The organism is Acaryochloris sp. 'Moss Beach' (genome assembly GCF_021497025.1).
Taxonomy (GTDB): domain Bacteria; phylum Cyanobacteriota; class Cyanobacteriia; order Thermosynechococcales; family Thermosynechococcaceae; genus Acaryochloris; species Acaryochloris marina_A.
Genome location: NZ_CP071718.1, coordinates 340,348 through 356,177 on the forward strand (window position 1 = coordinate 340,348; position 15,830 = coordinate 356,177).

Consider the following 15,830-nt stretch of genomic DNA (forward strand, 5'->3'; position numbering starts at 1 on the left):
GAGATAAGCTTAATCAAGCAGCCAGATTGGCTTTGAGGACAGAGCGCGGTTGTCGCATTCTGGGGAAGGGCTTAGGTCTTCGTTTAACAACCCTGGGTTCGAGCCGATGGGGTCGAATAGGCAGAAGGTCAGTAGCAATATTTTCAAGCAGATGAGCATACAACCGTTGACGTATAGCTTGTGTCGCCGTTGCTAACAAAACCAGCATCTGATTAAAGTGTTGTCGAGCCCCTTGTAAAGAGAGTCGAGAGCGGTCATATTCTGCCCATGGGGCAGCCTGTTCCATGAGACTTCTCAATAAGTTGTAGCCTAGCAAATGAGACCAAATATCCTTGCGCACCATTTCAGGTGTCTTTGCCGTGAGCATTTCCATCTTTAAGGTGGTTTTGAGGTGTCTCAAATTGACTTCAGCCGCCTGCCATCGCCATCCGTACAAGCGAGTCAATTGTTTAGCACTATAGCGCTGAGCATCCAGTAAGGTCGTGACGACGATAATGAACTGGTCTCGAAAGCCTCGACGCGATAGACGTAGCGATACCTCCCTGACTGTCAACGTTTTGGGAATCTCTGCAAACTCCGTTGCACTCATGTGGGCGGGACACCGTGTGGGCTTTTGCCATTGAACTTGGTGGTCTCCTATCCCGTTCTTACGTCCTTTACGGAAGTCTGTATGACGGGCATGATGTTTACGTAAAACCCCATCGGCTCCTTGTTGTTGAATCAGGGCTAGAGCAACATAGCTGCCATAGGCTTGATCTGCTATGGCCACATCATCAACCTCCAGATCCTCATAAAGCAGCCGACTGATGACGATTTCACTCATGCTCCAGGGGGCAATGCAGGCTGAGACCACTGCCCCTGTGATTAAGCAAAAAAACACCACTAAACGGGCAATGGGGAATCCACAGCCAGGAGCCTGATTGCCATGTTGAGGATACTCCCCTTGGTTCGCCGCACTATCAGCCATCAGCACTGTCGTGCCGTCATAGACTTTCACTGTTCGATTACACCAGTGGTGTTCTTGGGGAATGCTTTGCTCTATGTGATTAGCAGTTTCGGGAATTAACCGTTGCAGCAGGGACTCAGGTAATCTTCCTCGGGCTTTACTGTAGGCTCCTGTATCTGATGATGGGGGTTGGATTCCTGCGGCAGTGAGCCAGGTGGTGATGCATTTGACCGTGTTGCGCAAGCTTTTGTCTGCAGATAATGCTTGGTAGAGCATGGCCCACAACGTAACGATGGGCGTATACACACGGTTGCGATAAGAGATTGATTCCTCTGCTAGGATGTCGGTCAGCATTGAAGCAGGAAGAATATCCGTCCAGGGCAATCCCAGGCTTTGGGAAAACTGGTGCTTGAGAATTTCGGCTGACTCAGACATAGTGGAAGGCAGATTATTGATGGATTGCAAGTCTTGATTCTATATCTATCAAGACTTGCAGCCCTTTTCTGCTTTCTTAAGTCAGTGACATTGATCTAATAGTTCCTGTATCTTTTTCAAAAAGGTCAAAATATAGTCATCATCTTGGTTAAGCTGTAGTGAAAGCGATAAAGTCTCAATAGAAGATTTTAAATTCTTGGATGCTTCTTCTTTATTCGACAAATCTGCTTGTAATTTCCCCAAGCTTGCCAGTACCATCCCCTTATTCCTGAGTGCTTCAATAAATTTGGGGGCATACAATAGAGCTTCTGTGAATGCATCAATAGATTTTTGATAGGTATCCAATGCATTTGGGCTGTAACCCAACCAATTAAACAAGTCACCTAAGCATTTTAACGCATAACCTTTTTTATTCAGTGCCCCAATATGACTTGGGGCTATTCCAAGAATAATATTTAAAACATCAATTGATTCCTGGTAATTATATAAAGCATCTTCAAATAATTTACTTAATTCCTGATCATTTTTTTAATTGCCCCTGATTCTGAGCTATTTCTCTGAGTAAATCTCCAATATGTCGTAGCAAATCTCCTTTATTACTAAGGGCATCGATAAGATCAGAATCCTGACCAAGGGCATTATCATAAGCTTCAAGAGATTTGTCGTAGTTCTTTCTGGCCTCAGGATATTTAGAAAGTCTTTTTTGTAATCTTCCTAAATCTTTTAATACAATACCCTTATTATTTAAAAAATTGTGTTTTATATAGACTATCTAATTTATTAAGCAAAATATCATAAACACAAATCGACTCTAAGTATAAATCTTCTGCTTCCTCATTTCTTTCAAGATTTTCACACAAATTTCCTAATTCTTGAAGTGTTAGCCCCTTACTATTAAGAGTTTTAATGTCTTTTGGGCTTTTACTAATAGCACTATCATAGACTTCAATAGATCTGTCATAGTTCTTTCTAGCTTCAGGATATTTAGAAAGTCTTTTTTGTAATCCTCCTAGATACCGAAACGTGTCTCCCTGATTGCTGAGGATGAAAACTTCATCTTGTTTATCTAATTTATTTTTAAGAAGATCGTCAAAAATAGCAATCAATGTTTTATATATCGCTTCTGCTTTTTTTGTAGTGTGCTAAATCTACATATAAATTCCCCATACACTGAAGCGTATATACCTTATTATTGATGATATATATATTGTCTGGTGCTTCTTCAAGAGCAACCTCATAGAAATCTTTCGACTGAGAGAAAGCCTGTTCTGCTTCAACATAACGCGCTAGTTTTGCAAAGTATTGACCCTCGAAATTGCTAAGAAGGCCATTTTGAAAAGGATCTAAGCTTATTAGCTCCTCTCTAATTTTTATCAACGCTTCGCATTGCTCGTACTGACCTATCAACAAAGCTTTTTTAAATTCTGAGTGCCATTCAGATACTCCCTGTATCGGGTCCAGTCGATTCATATGATAGATTGTCTCAGCAATATCTGCTTGAGAACGGTAATACTCCTTTAGAAACTTATGAGCTGACCGTCCCCTATCCTCACCTCCTTCATAACTCAATCGTCGTAATAAATCATGAATTCGGTAGTAACTTCGCCCTCGTTGGGAAATCTGCCAAACAAACGAGAAAGCAGTCAGTATTTCAAAGTTGGAATAGGTAGGGCTAAAATATAGCGCATCTCCCAACTGGGTATACAGCTCATAATCAAAGGCACGACAAGCACTTAAACAATGAATAGCGTCACGAATATCTGAGTTGACATACTTCAGTAATAATTCAATTAATACTTTGCCTCTCTCAGAGACTTCAGTTAGAGACAGAAAATCTTCAGCCGTTATATTTTTCTCTTGTACCTGAGCCTGCAAAACCACATCTGCCCCTAAACCTAAATACAGTGGGTGTATTTCTTCAGGTTGAACTACGGCATACCCAATCAGTGCTTGCCGTAGTAATTCATCTTCGATTCCTACTCGAATGAGATACACAACCGCGTCCGATTCTGAAAAATGACCAACGGTTTCCAACTGTAGATTCTTCTTAGGAATATCAGTACTATTGTTTACCTCTTTCGCATCAGGCCATTGAGGTATCTCTCGTCCAGCGATAACAACTACTATTCCTGAGGCAAAGTCGAGACTGCGCAAAAACCGTCGCAGCCATTCATCACGAAAAAAGTACATTGAGTTGGGGAGGTTTCGCTGATTCCCCCAAAAGGCTTCATGGGCATCAAAAAATAACACTACTCGTTTAGGAGAATTGTCTTGGGCCATTGCTGCATTTAAATCCTGGGCCAGCAAACCCGGTAACATCTCAATCAACTCTGTATCTAAATCTTTGCTACAAATATCATTAAAATCTTCCTTAGAAAGATTCATTTGAGCTTTGTAAACTGTGAATTGCTGTCCTAAGCACTTGGCTACAAGATTGAATAGCGCTTGGCTAATCCCAATACCTGGATTTGTTGTCACTAAAGTAATCAAGGAAGCTATCAGACCTGTGATATCAATCGCTGGGAACGTGGCCTTGATCTCTTCTGGTGATTTGCCTTTCTTGTGTAAATACCAAATACAGGCAAAATCAAATAACGGAAACTGGATAGAACTATGAGGTATTTCAATGGATACTGACTCTGCTAAATTGCGCCGTAGAATGAGAGGTCCATAGAAACGGTCTTGGGGATGCTCTATCCCCATTGGTTTTGCTCCAAAATCTAATAGTGCCGAAGGAATAGGAAGGTACATACCTCCTACCAATCTGGAAACATGTCCAACCAGCCTCTCATTGGAATACTCTTTAATTTGCGTCCAAGTTTCTTCCAGTAAGCGTCTACAACATTTCCTTTGGAGATATTTCAGCAGCAAAGATTTTCCATTCCCACCTGCTCCATAGAAGAATAGAACCTGCTCACTTAGTCGATCTTCATTTAGGCGGTCTAAAAATATCCGCGTCAAATTATATCTATCTGTGAATAGCTCTAATGCTCGATTTCCCTTTGTTATGGAATCAAGACTTTGATCCTCATCATTAATACTAGGCATACCTTAACAATTATTTTTTAAATAGCTTATAAGAGATGGGAACTATATAGATACTAACAACAATGAGCTGGAGAATACTTGAAACTTTCTTCCCTATAATTTAATTTTTTAAAAAAAATAGATAGGAGCTAATCAGGACATAGGCTATGCCAACAAAACAAGATCTACAAATTCAATTAAAAGATCGATATGGTATCAACAAAAACATCAGTCAGCCTCTTAGTCCTGAAGAATGTGATCAACTACTCTCAAATCTAGAGAATCAACCCAGCGTACTTAGATTAGTAAAATCATTCACTGATAAGAACCAACTTCTTGGCAATAGCAATAGGCACTTCGGACAATTAAGAAGCCATGCTGAGAAAAAGCTTCATGCTGTTAAAGCAGATTATGAAAAATTAGAGCAGCAAATTACAGATATAGAGAAGGCGAAGCAAAACCTCACACAACGTAAACAAGAGATGGAAGCCGAAATACAGAAAACAGAAGAAGAAATCAAAGAGCTATTTGAGAAGAATACAGCACTAAAATTGAAGGTTCAAACATCAACAACCCGCAATGATGAGCTTGAAGCAGCCAATGAAGTGCTAAAGAAAGACAACAAAGATCTGAAAAATATTGTTGACCAGATTCGTTTACGCCTAGCTCGGGATACGAAACAACTATTGGAATATGAAGATAGTGAAATTCGCAAAGCATTAATCCGATTATTTCGTTGGACCTTGGGTTAGGGAGAACTTGTAATGGCAAAGATTAAACGCAAGGTCAGACTATTCAGCGGTATGGGTTATCGAGAGGTTCAAAGATCGAATACTAAGCGACAGAGTCAGTTACCTAAAAAGAAACGAAAATTACTTAAAAGGCAAGGGCATAAAAATGTCGGATGGGAATATGTGATAAGGCTTTATCAAGCGATAAACAACATAACAGCCCAATCAGATCTCAGAGAAGATACTCTTGAAGAATTATTTATCAAAGCTGATCGAATTGGGAATAAGTACCAAACTCCAGAAGAGCTTTCTACCTTTAATCAACAGTTTTCTAAAGAAGTTGCCAATGTATCTAAAGTCATTGATCGACAGTTTCCAGAAACTGAGATTGAAATTATTAACTACAGTTCACAGGTTAGAGACTCAAGTATTATACCTATCTAAATAACTCACTATTAATCATGAATGACAATCAAGAAACTACACTAGAAGAACTTTTTACTCTTGCCGACAAAGCTGGAAAACGTCGGTATCACAAACTCACCAATGATGATTTTAAAGACTATCGCAAATATGATAATTGGAGATATATTAACGGAGATGGCGAATGCGGAACAACAGAAGAAAGCAAAATTTGGGTAAACGAAAACTCTGAATGGAATTGCCCAGTATGTTGTAAACAGTTTTCTTCTAGGGGTGGCAGATCTATCGACCACAAATTACCTCGTGCCCAATATCCCTGGGTATCCCTAGATTTTAAGAACTTTTGGGTAATTTGTCTTTATTGCAATCGAGAAAAAGGCGAAAGGCACTGGTATGAATACGAGCATTATATATTGATTAATCATCCAGAGTTCTACGATGATGTTGCATTTGCTCGTCCTAGGCAACTTCTTAAGAAATCAACTGAATCTAAATAAATGAAATTTGAAATTTTTAACAATCACAGTAGATCTCAGACTGCTTGATCAGTTGCTGAAGCTCTTCACATTCCATCCCTTGAATAGCAAGTGCTAACCCTGCATGAACCAGGCCCAACCTTTGTTTGACTTCTGGGTTTAGGTCTTCAGTAGCTTCTCCTACACACTCAAAGACCTGACTGCCTGACACATCTCTGAAAGCCTTTTCCTCGTATGGGTTTGCACTGTAAGAATAGCAACGTTGCCCCCTAAGGCAAGAGAGTTGGTAGTACGGTTAGGTTGCGTTTGACGTGCGAACAATGCCAAAATTTAGCCTTATACACCCTGCTATTCAGCATCCAAAAGCCACGTATCTAAAGGCTTTGAGGCACTTATGTCAGGCAGTCAGCTCAAAGACACTTGTTGTTGTGTTCAAACTATCAAAGGTGACTGCTAATGCTTCGGCTAACAAGCTGGTTAACATGATTTCTGCGCGTTGCTCCTGAGTCTTTCTATATCATCAGGCAAAGCATTGTAGAGTGAAACAGAGTAATCACCGATTAATAAGGATCAAGTTCCAAAAATCTCTAGTGGTTTTCTCTGATAGCGATATTACGTAGTTTTATGCTAACTGTAAAATGTAATGGAAAAGCTGCCGACTATCACCCTAGAGATCCTCACTATCATTTCCCCAGTCCGCTCCATCGCACAACTCGTTTACCTACTAGACCTCTTGCAATATTCGTTTCATGATGTGTTACTCACTCAATTTATGACGCGATCTGACATGATTTTTTAGTCCTCTACCATATCGGTAGCTGAATTATGCAAGAGGTCTACTTAATCTCAAACTTCTCCTCAATCTGCAAGCCGCTCTCCCAGAAGAATTCAGGAGTAGCAAAAGTCTCTCTCACAAAAAGCTTCCCTCTCACCTTCACTGTAAATCTTGACTTCAGGGAACTGTGTATTATTCATCAGGCTGTCATGAAGAATAGTTTTGAATTATTGTACTAACTTTTGCACTAAAGTCATCATAAATTTGAAGGTATTTCTCACCTTTTTCTGTAATATCAACGTATTCACGGAGAGAGAACTCTTCTCCATCACGTCCATGATCATTCTTTATTGAAACAAGTCCTTCATTCTTTATTGGCTCAATAAAGCCAATTGCATCAAGCCTTTCAATTTCATTGAAGAAATCTGGTCCATACTTAACTATATCGGCACTTCGGGGTTTTAGCTTTTCTAGGTGCTTACGTTCAAATTTTGTAACAATTCCTTCTAAAGCTGTGCTTAAAGCATATAAGACTTCTTCTGTATCTTCTTGTCGTTTCTTTACACCTTGAACTTGCTCTTTAACTTCCTCAAGCATTTCTAACTTAACATCGCCAAAACTCAAGGTTTTGACTCGCCTTAGTAGTAATAAAGCACCTGAAATAATTAAGTAAAATAGGGTAGTATTGTCAATTCGCTCTAATATTATTTCAGTCGCAAAGAACATTCTAATAATTGCGCCTAACGCTGTTAATAATGCTAAGAATACAAGCCCTATTGGTGCAACTAATTCCAGCACTTCATTATTTTCTCTTCCCATTGGGAAAGCCTCACTGTGATCTGAACTCTAAGAAATAAGTTATTTTGTAGTTCTATAATTACTAACAATTAGCTCTGCGGCATCTACACTACCTCACTTGCTACAGAATTTAGATAGAAGGACATTGTTTAATCACCTCTGCATTCTCAGCTTCTAGCATTTGATTAACTTTGTCTGAAGGAAACGGTTCGATAGGTGCTGCAATTTTGAATAATCCATCTGTGATGGCATAGCTACAATCTTGAGAAAAACTGAGAATATATTTGATTTTGCAATCGTCTAATATTTTTTTTAGGATCTATATTTTTTTAGTCGTTGGTCATAAGCTTGGGTTAAACAGGCATCAACCTCTGCAAGTCTTGGGGGTTAAGCGAAATTCAACATGTCTTTCAAAATCTGAATAGCCTTGAGAACCTATTACACTTCGGATAAGAAACAGGTTCGCCTGTAAATTGGAATTCCAGTTATACTCTAGACGGCTAAGATATTAACTTCTTTAAAAGACTGAAACTTGAGTGATAGAAGGCTTGTTAGTTTCGCCTTGTGCTCTCCATTGCATTGATCAATGCAATGTTGAATGGCCCCTTTGAAAGAGTGAAAATCGGCATAATACTTCGAGTAGAGACATTCCTTGCGCACAAAGCGCCAAAGCCGCTCAATCAAATTCAAATGGGGTGAATAGGAGGGCAAATAGACTAACTCAATATCGACGATCTCAGCAAAGTCAGTCACCAGCTGGCATTTTTGATATCGGGCATTGTCTAAAATGACGCTGATGGGTATGACTGGGTCGAGTAGTGCCAGCTTGGCTAGCAACAGACACATGCTATGAGAGTTGATGTAGGTGTGGTTGGTGATACTGGTGACTTCTTTGGTGACAGCGTTGAGTGCACCCAGAACATTGAATCGTTGACGGCCAGAAGGAGACGGGATGAAGATCCGACGAAGGCACCAGAGAAACCCCAGATAAGCCCGGTGAACAAAATGAGCAGCATCCACAAAAAAGACAAGACGCTCTTGGCGTTGAGCTTCCTCTAATAAGGGTTCAAGGCGAGTTTGTCGAAACTGCTCTTGCTCCTCAATTTTCTCGGGCAGACTCGACTTTCCCGGCACATACCCCACTTTTCGATAGCGACAACCAATGCGCTTGAGGAAGGCTTTGATCTGGGTTGGAGAACGCTTAATGCCTGTCAATTGTTCAATGACTGCTTGGGCTTCTGCACTGGTGCGGGGCGGGTGGTGCTCAAAGTAGGCTCTCACACTATCGCTATGAGCATTGAGTGAACTAGGTTGACCTTTGTATTCCAGGGTCTTCAGTCCTTCAATTCCGCCTTGTTGATACTGACGAAGGGTTTTAGCTAAGGTCGGACGACTAATCTGACAAAGCTGACAAATCTGGGCATGGGGAAGACCCTGACTTTTCAAGTAGAGCACTTCCATCCGTCGCTGCACCCGTGGGTGAGGATGATGATAGCGTTCGTAGTTGAGGTGTTGGATTTCCTCTGCGGTGAAATCAATTTTAATCATGCAAGTAAGAGAGTAGGTGGGGGATACTCCCAGTGTGCCAAATCTCTCCGCTACAATGTTAAGTCACAAGTCGTCTGCAGTATAACAAAAGCGTCATCATATAGTTTCTTCCTTTCTTTTGTCTCTTCAAGTGGAGCTGAACGTTTTAGTGAAGAAGCCAACATGTCAGCTCTAGAAAGACGAAGGTATAATAAGCTAGCAAAATCTTTAATAGCAGAGCGGCGTGAAGTCGTTATCTGAAGAAATTTCTGGCGATCGAGCTGCTCATTACTGTAATAGTTTGACAATAAAGTTCCGATCACACCTGTAAGTATAAAGCCAACAACGATGCCAGTTAATGAATGATTAAGAACATTTATACATACAAATTTTAATTTCTCCTGCGTTAGTCTATTAGCTGGCTCAGGCATATGAAAAGGTAAAGGCTACAACATAGACTTCTAAAGCTTACTCGCCTGAAGGCAGAGCTGTTTTAAGTTAGCAACGAAAAAATATTATCGACCCGGTTGGTAAGCCTTTGCATAGCTATTTTGAGCGATTGAGGCATGGTTTATAAACAGTAGATTTTAGGTTACACTTGCACAGCAAAATAAACTATCAACTCATTTCGGATTTTATTCCATGGGTATACTTATCTGATTGCCTTGCCCTGCATAATATTTCATCAGCACAGACTAAAATGATTCCAGCCTTTAGTTTGACGTTCGATTAGAAGTGGAAATGTCACAGTCGCCATAGCCCGCTATTCCTTAACTCCACCCCTTCCGACCAACCTGACTAACGGACTCCTCCTGGTCTTCCCCCAATTCTTCAGCTTGGGCGTAAGACCATCACCCGTTGCTCAGCTCTTCGGATGGCTCGGCTCCTGGCGCGATGGTCTAAGACCGCCCTTCGGGCATCGAGGTACTGAGATCTCTAGAGATGGTGCCTGGAGAGACGGTCCTGCCGGGGTTTAGCCTGGAGCTGGAGTGGCTTTGGGGATAGCGAGGGGTAGACATTAACACCATGTATATCCCTATTTGTATTCGAGACCAGAAGGGGCTGGACCACGACCTTTATGGTTTGGATACAGTTCACTTATACAATCAAATTCTTTTATCGTTTCATTATTTAATATTCCAAATGTTCGACCACAACCAGTTCTGTAAACAGCAAAATCAACTGTCCAAATATTAGGACAGTTGGTGATTATTCTATGACTGGTATCATTTAAGATTGCAGAAGAACAAAGAATATTGTGGGCCATATTATTATCTCCACCCATCACGAGAACAAGGCCATACGTGCAGGGGCAGCGCAAGAAAAATGAAGCTGTAATATGCTATGAAACTCCATTCTGTTAAAAGGGTTTCCCCATGGCTACAGGATTCAGCAAGCCTCCTTCCTCACCAGCTTCCACTGACTCATCCTCGTCACTCCTGCCTGCCAGTGATTGCGATCAGGCTTATCAACAATTGTCCGAGTGTTTTGAAGATTTGCCTGATCCACGGGGAGGCCAAGGTGTCCAGCATCCGTTTGTCAGCATCGTCGTGATTGGACTATTGGCAAGTTTAGGTGGAGCACAAGGGTGGGAAGACATTGAAACCTATGGTCTGAGCCATCAAGATTGGTTGTCGAGTTTTCTGAGCCTACCGTCCGGGATACCGACAGCAGACACCTATCGACGAGTGTTTGAGCGTATTTGCCCCTCCGCTTTTGAGCGGAGTTTCAATCACTGGTTGGATCAGGTAGTGACAACCCTCGGCGCTCAAGTGATACCGATTGACGGCAAACAACTCAGAGGTTCCTATGATCGCAATCAAGACCAATCCGCATTGCATCTGGTCAGTGCTTGGGCCAGTGAGTATCGGTTATTTCTAGGATAGGTCAAAGTTGCAGACAAGAGTAACGAAATTACCGCTATTCCAGCACTGCTAGAGCTATTAGACATTGCCGGGTGCATTATTACCATTGATGCAATGGGAACTCAGCACGAGATTGCCCGCCACATTCAAGCTAAAGAGGCTGACTATGTGCTGGCCCTCAAGGAGAATCATCCCACGCTGTTTGAGCAGGTTGAGCAATGGTTTGAAACAGCTGAAGCGAATGAGTTTAAGTGCATTGAGCACAGCTATGATGCGCGTGTGGAAGCAGGGCACCATCGTCGCGAGAAACGACAAGTTTGGGCCGTGTCCCTTCAACAGATGGGTCCTCTGTACAAGCAGGCGCAGTGGAAGGGCTTGCAAACCATCGTCAAGGTCGCTCGGACCCGACATCTGTGGAACAAAACCACCTATGAGGTGATGTTTTATATCAGTTCTCTACCGCCAAATGCTCAGCAGTTGGGCAAAGCCATCCGCCAGCATTGGTCGATTGAGAACCAACTCCACTGGGTCTTAGACGTGACCTTTGGCGAAGATGCTAGCCGCATTCGCACAGGACATGCGCCGGAAAACATGGCCATCCTGAGACGCTGGAGCATCAACCTTCTCAATCAAGAAACGTCCTTTAAGAAAAGTACCCGTCAAAAACTAAAACGGGCGAGCATGGATGAAGCGTATATGCTCAAAGTTCTAGGCGCTTCTATTCCTTTACAGTCTAGCCTTTCAGAGGCTTGATTTTCTTGCGCTTACCCTGGCCATACGTGCGATACGCAGGAGTATTCTTGCCGTATGTACGCGACAAATCATATATCTGAGCGTAGACAACTCTTGCAGGCTTTTCCTCATTAAGTCTGTCTATCGCACTTTGATAACCTTGCGGGCAATCTTGACCTGCAAAAGCCTTGCCAACTGGCTTTAAGATTATAGGCTTCGAGTTAGCTTGAAGAAAGATAGATAAAATAGCAAAAAACAGGAACTATTTTTATCCTCATATCCATGAGATTCAAGTTTAATTAGAACACTATATTTTAGAAATCATTTATGGGTTTGCCAATATTCGTTTGACTTAGCCTCAAAAACACCTACGATACTTTTGGGTAATGCTCCATAGTTAATTCCATTGCCCGGACCATCAAAAAAATTCAACTTTGCAACCTTTTAGCAGTGCTCGTGATCCACTATATGGTGAGCTGCCTGTCTTTGCGACTAATAAATAATACATATCTCCCTTATATTGTTCTGAATGAAGTAAATCAACATTTTTTTATATTCAATGGAGCATATTCAGACTTTGGTCCTAGTGCTTTCATAACACAGTTTTTATGAAGCTCTTGAGCTACAACAACATCTAAGAAAGGGATAAAAAATCCGCACATCGTCAGCATAAAAATATTCTTCATTTCAACCTCCGAAAATAACATAATCTCTTGGATCTACATCTTCTCCTGAATATGGGTCATTGGGATTAGTGTTGATTCTTTGCTCATAGTGGAGATGAGGGCCTGTACTATGTCCTGTATTGCCAATACCCGCAATTTGGTCACCTCTTCCTACATCCATTCCTACTTCCACAGCGGTCGTACCTGGAGATAGATGAGCATATTTTGAAAGTGTACCGTCTTCGTGCCTAATGATAATGTGGTTTCCCCAGCCATAACCACAGCCTTGATCACCATTATTCGTACATGTATTGAATACAGCTACTACGTTTCCACCATTTGTAGCTAGCACAGGTGTGCCTTCAGGAGCTGCCTGATCAACACCAGCATGCCATTTACCCCATCTCCATCCTCGTTCAGAATTTATGGAAACTCCTGGAACAGGATCATAATATTCAGGATACGTTTTTCCAGGTTCCCCTTTGCCTCGAAGCAATTTCCCAAGAGGTCTTCCCGCACTCGCGATCGCAACGGGCTTACAAGGCAGTCCACTAGACGCCACACCAACAGGCTCATTCGTCGAAGCGTCTCCAGTCGGACCATATTTCTCAAAATTCGCTGGATTACTCCACACTTCACTTTGTTCAGGACCACCCGGCAACGAGGTAAACTGCCAAGGAGCTAACACCCGATCCGCCAAGGCAAAATCCCCTCTCTGAATTGCGGCCATCAAATCAACGTTTTGCTCAGCACCAATAATCTTGATCCACTCCACCGCTGCTTGAGCCGCAACCGCCCGGTCTCGTGTCCAGCCATCTATTCCTGTTCGTTGCAGAAGACTAGTTCTAGACTCTGGAGTGAACTGATAAATTCCATAAGCACCCGTTTCAGGATGGGGTCTCCAATTGGTCCCGTCAGTACTCTCTCCAATTCTGATGCGGGCGAGATACTGCCTGAGATTATGGTCAGGATCAGCAGGGGTTGAGGTTGTGCTTCCCTGGCGACTCACTGAACCTGGTCTACCCGGAATACCCTGCAATTGCGGCGCACCTGACGCTCCATCAATCGGTTGAAGGACGCCATTAGATGACGCAGTAGTACCTTTATTCTGACTCCCAGCAGCATTCGCAAAGGTCTGTTGCGCCTGACTTGTCCCCACATACCGCCAGTGCCAAGGCTCAAATATAACGCCTTGGCTATTCCCCTGGGGAAATGACAACTCAAACCCGTACTTCCCGGCATTGGCTTGCATCCAGGCATATTCAGGTGTCTGTGCCCAAGACTCATTCAGACCCGCATTCTGGTTATTGCCCACATCCACCGCTAGACCCGTGTGATGCTCTGAATGACCGGGAGGAGCTGAAGTCTTAGCAACCACTTCAGGAGAAGCACTCGCCACCTTATCATCCCAAATAGACTGCTGAACAGACACGGATCGGAAGCCTGAGACTGCTTTAATATCCAACCCTTGAGCCGCTGCATCTGCTCTCAGTTGCTCAAAGGCTTGGGCTGCATCTGGGGCTAGGGTTTCCTGTACTCCATCGACGGAGGTCACGTTGACCAATTGACCCGTGTTTTCTGCATAGGCTAAGTGACCATATTTTGAATTCGATGGAGAGACATCACTCTGGCCCGACGCGGCAATAAGCTGATTGGGGTCACAGTACACCTGATTGAGGCCCGCTGCCGTCAACGCCCGGTCTCTGAACTTGGCAATCTCAGCAGGCAGACTTCTTCGACTCGCCACTAGGAACAAGCCCCCTTCCCGGACGGTGAACGGTGTGGGGATCACAATGAAGTGGGGGGTACACTGCTCTCCCAGGATCGGGATGGAGTAGCAGAACTGGATAGCAAGATGCAGCCTCGCCGTGCTGGGCTTATCAGGATATTCTTTAATATTCTTCAACACAAACTTGGTGTGAGAACCTGTACCAAAGGGATGGATGCCTGCGGGTTCCCAACCCCCATTCACCCACTTCATGAGTCCCTTACCACCCTTCACGCCTTGACCGTTCTTGCCCTTGGAGTGCCCCTGTACCCATTGCTTACCTTCAATATCATCATCCCCCGTCACTTGGGCGAGAGGAGAGCTAATAAACTTCCGCATCTCAAAGTGAGGACAGTTGTCTGCTCTCTGGTTTTTGGTTTTGCCTAGGGTGCATTTGATGGGTTTAAATTTCTGGTCTTCACTGCCACCCGACAAGGCATGTTGAACGGATGGCTCCTCTGGCCCTTCTACACCGCTATAGGCGATATCAAACCTCGCAAATAAGTCTCCAGCAAGGAAGCTAAAGGCCAGGTCAAAGGGCAGCTTGTTGACGGGAATCTCAGACAGACCCGGAACGGAGTTGATCAGCTCATCCTCTACTCCAGGTATTTCCTCAATCGCCAAGTCTGCAATCTTAGGTAAGGCTTGCTCTACAGGCTGATTGACGAGATCGGGAACCGCGCCCAAGGGTAAATCTTTCAGTTCTGGGACAGCCTTGATCACTTCTTTGACGGCAATATTTGTCCCTTTTGCCAGAACGTAAGCTTGTGCCCGCTGTCGGACTTGTTGCCAGTTGCCATTAATCACATCACCGACGAGAGGGACAATCTGATTGACGGGCAGCTTCTTGAGGGTGGGACCAATCTTCTTGCCAATGCCCGCTAGCTCAATCTGCTCAGCCTTTGAGATTACCCCCTGCCAGTTACCCCGCGCTAGGTCTTGGAGAGGAATGCCTTTGAGAGCGGGAACCCTACTGAGCTTGGTAATCAGCTCTTTCTGGCCCGTGGTCAATGCCGCTTGCTGAAGGTGCTTCCCTGCTTGAGACGGGTCATGCAACACTCCTAATGCTGCTTGAATGGCAGGGGCGGCATCATCAACGGTGACTTTCTCGCCATTGTTGAGCTTGGTGTAGAGGTTATCGACTTCATCAACCGTTAAGCCATAGACAAGGGGCACATCTCCAATGGGCACCCCAGCGATATTTGTCCCTTGCTGAGCGGAAATATCTCTCAAGGTGAGCTTGGTAAACCCAGCCGTGACAGGGTTCTGCTGCAAGTCTCCAAATTTGAGGATTTGGTCTGGTGTTGCCCCCTGCGGCCAAGCTCTGTCTATTTGATAGGGAAGCTGCACCCCATTGGGTAAAGGTGGGATTTCAACATACCCTGCCTGCTCTGCACTCGTGAGCTGCTGGAATGTCGGGGAAGGGCCAGGGTCTGGGTCATAGTAGAGGCCCGGTAAGTTGACTGGAGTATCCGGGCTGAGTGCAGCCGTCTGTTGCTGCTGGGCTAGGACGGGGGCTATCTGCGTCAAGGTGGGCAGGCTAGCCAGGAAAAATGCAAGTAATTTCTGTTTCATAAGGGGAAGGCTTTGGTGCGATGTAAGAATGTACCGCTCAAGAAAAACGACCCCGATTGGAGCCGCTATCTGAACCCATATTTGAAG

The 15,830-nt window shown here is 43.6% G+C and carries 14 protein-coding genes and 2 pseudogenes; 5 read left to right on the plus strand and 11 right to left on the minus strand.

Going from position 1 to position 15,830, the window contains the following annotated elements:
- Positions 1-13 precede the first annotated feature (13 nt).
- From HRE53_RS28155 to HRE53_RS28170, 5 genes and pseudogenes are all read right to left on the minus strand, one after another.
- Positions 14-1,433 (minus strand): annotated as a pseudogene (locus tag HRE53_RS28155) (IS4 family transposase).
- Positions 1,434-1,462: 29 nt separating this feature from the next.
- Positions 1,463-1,759: a hypothetical protein gene (locus tag HRE53_RS28160; protein ID WP_235111451.1), complete on the minus strand. Its 297-nt coding sequence runs from the start codon at positions 1,757-1,759 to the stop codon at positions 1,463-1,465.
- Between the two features lie 142 nt (positions 1,760-1,901).
- The gene (locus HRE53_RS35340) at positions 1,902-2,153 is read right to left on the minus strand and encodes a tetratricopeptide repeat protein (RefSeq protein ID WP_396133495.1); all 252 of its coding nucleotides are present in this window, start codon (positions 2,151-2,153) and stop codon (positions 1,902-1,904) included.
- Positions 2,122-2,487 (minus strand): tetratricopeptide repeat protein, encoded by a 366-nt coding sequence (locus HRE53_RS28165; RefSeq protein WP_235111454.1) that lies wholly within the window; start codon positions 2,485-2,487, stop codon positions 2,122-2,124. The genes HRE53_RS35340 and HRE53_RS28165 overlap by 32 nt, the downstream gene beginning before the upstream one ends.
- Positions 2,488-2,491: 4 nt before the next feature.
- Complete coding sequence (locus HRE53_RS28170) at positions 2,492-4,429, minus strand: hypothetical protein (protein ID WP_235111456.1); 1,938 nt, start codon at positions 4,427-4,429, stop codon at positions 2,492-2,494.
- A gap of 146 nt (positions 4,430-4,575) precedes the next feature.
- Between HRE53_RS28170 and HRE53_RS28175 the strand changes: the two genes are divergently transcribed.
- The 3 genes from HRE53_RS28175 to HRE53_RS28185 are packed head-to-tail and all read left to right on the plus strand — an operon-like array spanning position 4,576 to position 6,059.
- The gene (locus HRE53_RS28175) at positions 4,576-5,160 is read left to right on the plus strand and encodes a hypothetical protein (protein ID WP_235111458.1); all 585 of its coding nucleotides are present in this window, start codon (positions 4,576-4,578) and stop codon (positions 5,158-5,160) included.
- Between the two features lie 12 nt (positions 5,161-5,172).
- Complete coding sequence (locus tag HRE53_RS28180; protein WP_235111459.1) at positions 5,173-5,583, plus strand: hypothetical protein; 411 nt, start codon at positions 5,173-5,175, stop codon at positions 5,581-5,583.
- A 17-nt stretch (positions 5,584-5,600) separates the two neighbouring features.
- The gene (locus tag HRE53_RS28185) at positions 5,601-6,059 is read left to right on the plus strand and encodes an HNH endonuclease (RefSeq protein ID WP_235111460.1); all 459 of its coding nucleotides are present in this window, start codon (positions 5,601-5,603) and stop codon (positions 6,057-6,059) included.
- A 16-nt stretch (positions 6,060-6,075) separates the two neighbouring features.
- On the opposite strand, the gene HRE53_RS28190 is transcribed toward HRE53_RS28185, so the two are convergent.
- On the minus strand, positions 6,076-6,249 hold the full coding sequence (locus HRE53_RS28190) for a hypothetical protein (protein ID WP_235111461.1): 174 nt from the start codon (positions 6,247-6,249) through the stop codon (positions 6,076-6,078).
- Positions 6,250-6,681: 432 nt separating this feature from the next.
- On the opposite strand from HRE53_RS28190, the gene HRE53_RS28195 reads away from it, so the two are divergent.
- Positions 6,682-6,837: a hypothetical protein gene (locus HRE53_RS28195; RefSeq protein WP_235111462.1), complete on the plus strand. Its 156-nt coding sequence runs from the start codon at positions 6,682-6,684 to the stop codon at positions 6,835-6,837.
- A 183-nt stretch (positions 6,838-7,020) separates the two neighbouring features.
- On the opposite strand, the gene HRE53_RS28200 is transcribed toward HRE53_RS28195, so the two are convergent.
- The 4 genes from HRE53_RS28200 to HRE53_RS28215 form a co-directional block, all read right to left on the minus strand.
- Positions 7,021-7,632, minus strand: a complete 612-nt coding sequence (locus HRE53_RS28200) for a hypothetical protein (protein ID WP_235111463.1) — start codon at positions 7,630-7,632, stop codon at positions 7,021-7,023.
- Positions 7,633-8,103: 471 nt separating this feature from the next.
- The gene (locus tag HRE53_RS28205) at positions 8,104-9,159 is read right to left on the minus strand and encodes an IS630 family transposase (RefSeq protein WP_235107354.1); all 1,056 of its coding nucleotides are present in this window, start codon (positions 9,157-9,159) and stop codon (positions 8,104-8,106) included.
- A 50-nt stretch (positions 9,160-9,209) separates the two neighbouring features.
- Entirely contained in the window at positions 9,210-9,569 is a 360-nt protein-coding gene (locus HRE53_RS28210) for a hypothetical protein (RefSeq protein WP_235111464.1), read from the minus strand.
- Positions 9,570-10,174: 605 nt separating this feature from the next.
- Positions 10,175-10,405, minus strand: a complete 231-nt coding sequence (locus HRE53_RS28215; protein ID WP_235111465.1) for a hypothetical protein — start codon at positions 10,403-10,405, stop codon at positions 10,175-10,177.
- Positions 10,406-10,514: 109 nt separating this feature from the next.
- Between HRE53_RS28215 and HRE53_RS28220 the strand changes: the two are divergent.
- Positions 10,515-11,756 (plus strand): annotated as a pseudogene (locus tag HRE53_RS28220) (ISAs1 family transposase).
- Positions 11,757-12,422: 666 nt separating this feature from the next.
- Here HRE53_RS28220 and HRE53_RS28225 read toward each other — a convergent pair.
- Positions 12,423-15,743 (minus strand): D-alanyl-D-alanine carboxypeptidase family protein, encoded by a 3,321-nt coding sequence (locus HRE53_RS28225; protein ID WP_235111473.1) that lies wholly within the window; start codon positions 15,741-15,743, stop codon positions 12,423-12,425.
- Positions 15,744-15,830 lie beyond the last annotated feature (87 nt).

What these genes read in the sequence shown, in the direction of transcription:
- HRE53_RS28170 (WP_235111456.1), bottom strand. Translation starts at nt 4,429, where the DNA reads ATGCCTAGTATTAATGATGAGGATCAAAGTCTTGATTCCATAACAAAG.
- HRE53_RS28175 (WP_235111458.1), top strand. Translation starts at nt 4,576, where the DNA reads ATGCCAACAAAACAAGATCTACAAATTCAATTAAAAGATCGATATGGT.
- HRE53_RS28180 (WP_235111459.1), top strand. Translation starts at nt 5,173, where the DNA reads ATGGCAAAGATTAAACGCAAGGTCAGACTATTCAGCGGTATGGGTTAT.
- HRE53_RS28185 (WP_235111460.1), top strand. Translation starts at nt 5,601, where the DNA reads ATGAATGACAATCAAGAAACTACACTAGAAGAACTTTTTACTCTTGCC.
- HRE53_RS28195 (WP_235111462.1), top strand. Translation starts at nt 6,682, where the DNA reads ATGGAAAAGCTGCCGACTATCACCCTAGAGATCCTCACTATCATTTCC.
- HRE53_RS28200 (WP_235111463.1), bottom strand. Translation starts at nt 7,632, where the DNA reads ATGGGAAGAGAAAATAATGAAGTGCTGGAATTAGTTGCACCAATAGGG.
- HRE53_RS28205 (WP_235107354.1), bottom strand. Translation starts at nt 9,159, where the DNA reads ATGATTAAAATTGATTTCACCGCAGAGGAAATCCAACACCTCAACTAC.
- HRE53_RS28210 (WP_235111464.1), bottom strand. Translation starts at nt 9,569, where the DNA reads ATGCCTGAGCCAGCTAATAGACTAACGCAGGAGAAATTAAAATTTGTA.
- HRE53_RS28215 (WP_235111465.1), bottom strand. Translation starts at nt 10,405, where the DNA reads ATGGCCCACAATATTCTTTGTTCTTCTGCAATCTTAAATGATACCAGT.
- HRE53_RS28225 (WP_235111473.1), bottom strand. Translation starts at nt 15,743, where the DNA reads ATGAAACAGAAATTACTTGCATTTTTCCTGGCTAGCCTGCCCACCTTG.